The organism is Moorena sp. SIO4A1, assembly GCF_010672065.1.
Lineage (GTDB): Bacteria > Cyanobacteriota > Cyanobacteriia > Cyanobacteriales > Coleofasciculaceae > Moorena.
The window spans coordinates 1-6,272 of sequence record NZ_JAAHHX010000135.1; the positions used below are offsets into that span (position 1 = coordinate 1).

Annotated in this window: 4 protein-coding genes; all 4 read left to right on the top strand. The window is 38.9% G+C overall.

Annotation, left to right across the window (positions count from 1 at the left end; all coding sequences use genetic code 11):
* Window positions 1–764 precede the first annotated feature (764 nt).
* The 4 genes from F6K53_RS34705 (at window position 765) to F6K53_RS34720 (ending at window position 6,214) form a co-directional block, all read left to right on the top strand.
* Complete coding sequence (locus F6K53_RS34705; RefSeq protein WP_293083846.1) at window positions 765–2,309, top strand: asparagine synthase-related protein; 1,545 nt, start codon at window positions 765–767, stop codon at window positions 2,307–2,309.
* Window positions 2,310–2,398: 89 nt separating this feature from the next.
* Window positions 2,399–4,012, top strand: coding sequence for a hypothetical protein (locus F6K53_RS34710; protein WP_293052817.1), 1,614 nt, complete (start codon window positions 2,399–2,401; stop codon window positions 4,010–4,012).
* 237 nt (window positions 4,013–4,249) lie between these two features.
* Window positions 4,250–5,167 (top strand): DMT family transporter, encoded by a 918-nt coding sequence (locus tag F6K53_RS34715; RefSeq protein ID WP_081431387.1) that lies wholly within the window; start codon window positions 4,250–4,252, stop codon window positions 5,165–5,167.
* 618 nt (window positions 5,168–5,785) lie between these two features.
* Window positions 5,786–6,214, top strand: coding sequence for a universal stress protein (locus tag F6K53_RS34720; protein ID WP_293083849.1), 429 nt, complete (start codon window positions 5,786–5,788; stop codon window positions 6,212–6,214).
* Window positions 6,215–6,272 lie beyond the last annotated feature (58 nt).

Genomic DNA, 6,272 nt, shown 5'->3' on the forward strand with positions numbered 1-6,272 from the left:
AACGATCACCTTAACTCTAAACAGAGTTTGAAGATGAAGCGTTAGAGTACGCTTGATCGACAATAACTCAGTAATGAAAATCCTGGCTGCTAGCGTGGCTGAGTCATAGGGCGGCGTAGTCGAGTGGCGAAACTAGATCTGGGTAATGAATATTCTCCAATAGCTCACCAATCGTCTCCCTGTGGCACTTAGCCCAATTTTCTCTGGCTTTGTGCGCTTTATAACTGGCCTTGTGCTTTCAAGTTTTGGATCATTTTACAGTGATTTTATCACTCGATTCCAATGTCAATTACCCTAACTGAGATAAAGCATAAAATGATTTACTTGTAAACTAACTTATCAACTAAATTTAGATAGATGGGTTTGCCCTGATTCCCTACCTGAATCCTATCGAAAATTTTCCCTAGATATGGCAGGCAGCATGGTTTTGGATGCTTTGCCTTAGAATGAAAAAAAAATCCGGATCAAACTTGACAAAATCTATTTTTTGTGTTTCAATAATTGAGGATAAATAAATTGACGATAGAAAAATCAATGAAAACAAAGATTAATCTCCTACTAGTCTTTCTATAAGTTATCTGTTTTTTTATAGATAACCCAGCATTTGCTAATGCATGTTATTAAGTTTTGTCCGTAATTAATTCTCCTAATATGTCTCCTAATATGGTTGCATATATAAGAGATTTATGTAATTTTTTCAGTTTAGTCTATAATCTTTTTGGACTGAAAAAATACCATTTGATCAGAGGTAAATAAAGTAAATTATGTGTGGAATCGTCGCTATTGTTGATTCAAATTCAACATCGCTTCAAAATGAATATCAAGTTCGTGTAATGCTGTCAAAAATCAGACATCGTGGCGATGAAACTAACTTTGCTGAATTGAGTTCAGTAGGTCATTCTACTCTTGGATGTAATCGGTTAGCTATCGTAGATAGAGCACATGGGCGTCAGCCATTGATAGGAAACAATGGAAGTATATATGCTGTCCAGAATGGTGAAATATACAATTATCTAGAGCTTCGTGATCAATTAACTGCTAAAGGGTACCAATTCATAACAGAATGTGACACAGAAGTCCTGGTGCATGGCTATCAGGAGTGGGGAGAGAAATTAGTAGAACATCTGGATGGGATGTTTGCATTTGTGGTTTACGATAGCGTAAGTAATACGTTTTTTGCTGCTAGAGATCATATAGGTATTAAGCCGCTTTATTACTTACAAAAAGGCGATGCTTATTATTTTGCATCTGAAATCAAGTGCCTGATACAATTAGGTGACGATATTCAAGTGCTGCAACCAGGTCATTTCATTGTTAATGGCAAGACTAAACAGTATTTTAAATTGTCAAAAGAATCTATAGAGTACAATGATGAAGCCTCAATAATTGCCCATTTCAAAGAGCTGTTTGTGAATTCTGTCAAAAAAATGGTGCAGACAGATTTACCAATTGGCATGATTTTTAGTGGTGGAATTGACAGTGCAGCAGTGCTTAGTATTGCTCGGCAATATCACAATAACATTACAGCATTTACCATTGGTTTCCCAGGTTCCCCTGATGTAGAAATAGCTAAGCGATACTGTGAAGAAAATAAGATTGACCATAAAGTTCAATATCTTAATATTGACGATTTGATTTGCAATGTTACTAATATTGTTTCCATTTGCGAAACATTTGAAACCATCGATGTTATGGATGCCTCCCTTATGTATTTCGCTTACAAAATGGCGAAAAATGCAGGCATCAAAATTATTCTCATCGGAGATGGAAGTGATGAGGTTTTAGCCGGTTATGATTTCTTTAAAACTTCTCCCGATCCTGAATACTTAATGACCTATCGTCTGGGCAATTTGTACCGCACAGATCTACAACGATCAGATCGATGCAGTATGATTCACTCCGTTGAAGCACGTCCACCATTCATGGACAAAGAATTTCTGCGTTTTGCGTATAATGTCCCGTTTGAGCTTAAACTACGTAATGGTATTGAAAAGTGGATATTACGAGAGGCAATGGCAGATTATTTGCCAGATTATATTAGGCTCAGGAAGAAGGTTCGATTACCAGAAGGTTCTGGTCTCCTATCTCAATTATTAGATTTTGTTCGTAGTCAGACCTCAGCGGTAGAACAAAAAATATTATCCAGATTAAAAATAGACTCTACCGATGGTGCATACCTATTGGAGGAATATTTGAAAGCTGGATTTCCGATTCCCCATGAGCGATACAAAAAGCCAAATTTAGATTTTTCATCTAATGGTTATTTTGAATGGAGTTCGGACTCAAAACAACTAACTAAAATTAGTTGAGTTGTTGACAGATAAAAGCTTAATCTAAAAACAGAAGATTAAGAGCGTTAAAACCTCATTTTTAGTTGCAACAAGGATAAAACTTACTTATGTCAATGCAAGCTTTACCTGAAGTTAACGTACTCAAGCTAACCGCACAGGAGTATGTCAACATACACACCTACATATATGAAATTCCAATTCCCAATACCGCTACTGTATTTCTAGCAATCAATCGGGAATCCGTTGATAGTCCTGAGGTACTAGTACATCCAGATAACAGCGGCACTAGTGATCCAAAAAACTTAAAAGCAGTATTAAATTGTAACTCCTCCTATGGCGGTACCCGTGCAGAGCCTCCGGTGGAGGGAGACTACGAGCAAAGCCGTTTGAATGCCCTTGAGTCTTTGTTAAAGCTTTCATTTTATGAAAGTCATACTAAACATAAATATCTTAGTAAGACAAATGAAAAGGGTGCTTTAGATGAATTAATTTCACCTGAAAGTAAAATAAAAAATTACTTGAAGGCACAAAATGAAGCACAAAAAGATATTCCTGAAGGATATGATTTTTCTCGGGATTTTCTAAAACTTGAATTTCGAGGTGGACGGGCTATCATACTATCAGAAAATTTAGACATACATGAGATTATTGTCGATGCCAGCCATCCAAAAGCCTATGAAGTGTATTCTTCTATCTTCAAGGAGGTAGGAAAATTCCTCAATGGTCAAACAGGAGCAACAAAAATCGATTTTCAAGGGAATGTTGTAGAAGAAGACAGTTTCATTCCAGCCGGTGCACTATTCATTACACCTGATTTTGGTCCGAATAAAAGGTTAGCTGATTATCTTCATGAGCATACACCTCAAGTTTTGGGTGTTGATGCCTCTGTTGGTGGAGGTGGAGGTAAAGCAGCCTACACAGTCAGTGGATTTTTTGGAGCCTTTGATGCAGCTAGTGAGCAAGGATTATTTAATGCTGACGATGAAAATCTTCCCATCTCACTAATCGGTGCAGCAGGTGCAATGGGTTCAGATACAGCTAAACGACTGGCAGAAAAGGGTTTTAAAAATGTATTAGTCTCAGATATAGCCTATGACTACACCAAACCTGTAGAGACAGATTCTACCACAGGAGAAAAACTGGTTCCCATCTTGGAAAGCGAACGATACCGTATGAATGGTGAAGCATTCCAAAGAATTCCCTCCAGTTGGGGTGTGGCTTTAGCAGAGCCAGGAAAGTTTACTGATGAAGCATTGGGTAAAAATGGTGAACCGAGGGTAATTATTGCTATGACTTTCGGTAAAGCCCTAAAGCATTCCAATCTTGATGCTATTCCATACAATTCCACTGTGCTTCTATCAGAAAATTGGGCAATTCCTCCTGGAGATGAAGGATTGGAAATCATGAAAGCTCTCAAAGACAGGGGTATTATGGCATTGCAAGGTCAAGCAATAACTCCCGGTGGAGCAGGAAATTCTAAAGTGGAAATATTTTTCAGAGCCACAGAAAATGGAGGCATCACCAAGGCAATGGAAAATGAACAGACACCTACTTATCATAAACGTCTAGGACATGAAATTGTGTACAGACAAGTAAAGCAAGGTGCCAGTGATTTGCTGACTTTGGCGAAGGAAAGGGATATCACCACAATAGAAGCTCTAGCTGAATATACTAACCTACCTGTACTGGCACGAAACTTTGTATTGCAAAAGTTTCTCTAATAACTAGCTAAATTTTTAGGGATTCAGGTATCTCAACTCCAGCCAAAAAGAGATTTCAGAATTACTGAAATTTAATAGATCGAAAATTTTGGCCAGTTGAGAAGGAAAGAATTAGGAGTTCAGTCAATGCTTTGAATAACTCCGAGAGCGATCGCAAGCGATCACTCTCGGAGAATTTGTTAGAGTTAGGTGAGTGCTTTTTTACTCAAATTAAATATAAAAATATGACTTTTAGCTATGTTTATTGAGATTAGTAAGGAAAATCGCGCTAAAGCACTGGTTTTTGGTGCCATTTTAATAAAACTTATGTTGTGGGGATCCGCATTTCCTGCCATTCGGGTTTCCCTGGCTGGATACAGTCCTGCCGGAGTCGGTTTTCTAAGATATCTAGTCGCATCTCTGGTTCTGCTTGTGTATGCCCTAATCAGCCGAATGCCAATGCCCGAACTAGAAGATTTGCCGCTAATTTCCTTTTGTGGTTTTATCGGTATCGCGCTTTACAATTTCATGCTCAATACAGGTGAGCTTACTGTTACGGCTGGTGTCTCAAGCTTTATTAACTCGACGCAAGTAGGCGTTATCGCAATTTTGGCAGTACTATTCTTAAACGAACAACTTAAAAAAATAGGTTGGATTGGTATTGCGTTGTGTATTGTGGGTGTTGGTATTATGTCCTTCACTGAAGGCAATATGTCCTTCACTGAAGGCGATGTTTTTCACCTATCGATAGGAGTATTATTCGTTTTTATTTCGACCGTCTCAACCAGCTTGTATTCAGTGCTACAAAAACCACTGCTACAGAAATACACTGTAATTCAATTTATAACCTATGCAATTTGGGCAGGAGCAATCTGTTTATTCTTCTTGGCACCTCGTGCCGTGTTGTCAGTTACTAATGCACCGTTGAATTCAACTTTAGCAATCGTTTATCTGGCTCTATTCCCAGGTATTTTGGCTTACGTTGCATGGTCTTATGTATTGTCTAAGCTTCCAGCCTCACAAGCAGGCAGTTATTTAGCTTTGATTCCTGTAGCCGCGACGTTTATTGCTTGGTTGTGGTTACACGAAGTCCCCACAGCATTATCCTTACTTGGCGGTGCGATAGTCTTCTGTGGTATTACGCTTATTAATCGAAGTAAGCAAGTTTCAGATTAAGTAAATGCTCACCGCAATCGGCATATACTTTAAACGGTCATAATCTGAGGTTTGTCAAAAGCCTGAAACCTCAGTAACAAATCTAACTCTTGTTTATACTTGACATGTGCCGACTCAATACTCCCCTAGAGTTCGCTGAATCCCACCCAGTTGAAAACGCAAGTTGTTGCCGTGCAAAGTATCGTATAGAAAAGTTTAGGCGCTCATTCGACATTATGTGCGCCTAATCTCCTCTATAGCAGTCCTAAATGATTCGTAAAAAGAACTCTGGCTTAATTAAGCGTTTATTCCCTATATTTTTATGTCAAAAACATCATACTTATGAAGTTTATTAAACTCAAAAACGTAAGTATTTAGCCGTGAGCCTTGGGCAAAGGCCACGCTTCGCGAATGGCTCACGGTTCGCGAACAGCTGTCAACCTAACGCTAATCAACGGGAAGTAGTAAACAACCTTACGGGCTGCTAAAGCTAGTTGAAAATTCCTGCTCGTTTTACTCATCCGACCCGGTTCAGTTAAAGCGCATGATAGCTAATAGCTAATAGCTGATAGCTTACACTCAATCTTCCTAGAAGATTAGTATTTATAATTTTTTTAAACAAGCCATAGGAGTCAATCTATGAGCTTATTCGCCACCGACCGTGTACTTGTACCCATTGATTTTTCTGAAACCTCCTTTGAGGCTTTAGAAAAAACAATAGAATTTGTCAAGGATGCATCTCATATATACGTTATCCATGTCCTACCTCCTCTCAACCCTGCTGAACCGGGAGTGATGTGGCGTACAGTAGATAGCCAGACTCGTAAATCCCATGTGGAAAAGGTACTTTCTGACAGATTCAAGGAACCTCAATACGAAGGAATCCATGTCCACATCACCATCGGAAATCCTGCCTCAAACATCATCGACTACGGCAGGGAACAAGCCATAGACCTGATTGTAATCCCATCTCATGGCTATACGGGTCTGAAACGATTTGTTTTGGGGTCAGTAGCTGAGCGAGTCGTTCGATTTGCCCATTGTCCAGTGCTTGTCTTGCGACGGTAAGTCTGACAGTGATTAAATTTTTTTAATTTGCTTTGGGGCATTCTGGGGAAAATATATA

Bases quoted from the DNA above. Each gene is read 5' to 3' on its own strand.
- F6K53_RS34710 (WP_293052817.1), top strand. From the start codon at position 2,399: ATGTCAATGCAAGCTTTACCTGAAGTTAACGTACTCAAGCTAACCGCA.
- F6K53_RS34715 (WP_081431387.1), top strand. From the start codon at position 4,250: ATGTTTATTGAGATTAGTAAGGAAAATCGCGCTAAAGCACTGGTTTTT.
- F6K53_RS34720 (WP_293083849.1), top strand. From the start codon at position 5,786: ATGAGCTTATTCGCCACCGACCGTGTACTTGTACCCATTGATTTTTCT.
- F6K53_RS34705 (WP_293083846.1), top strand. From the start codon at position 765: ATGTGTGGAATCGTCGCTATTGTTGATTCAAATTCAACATCGCTTCAA.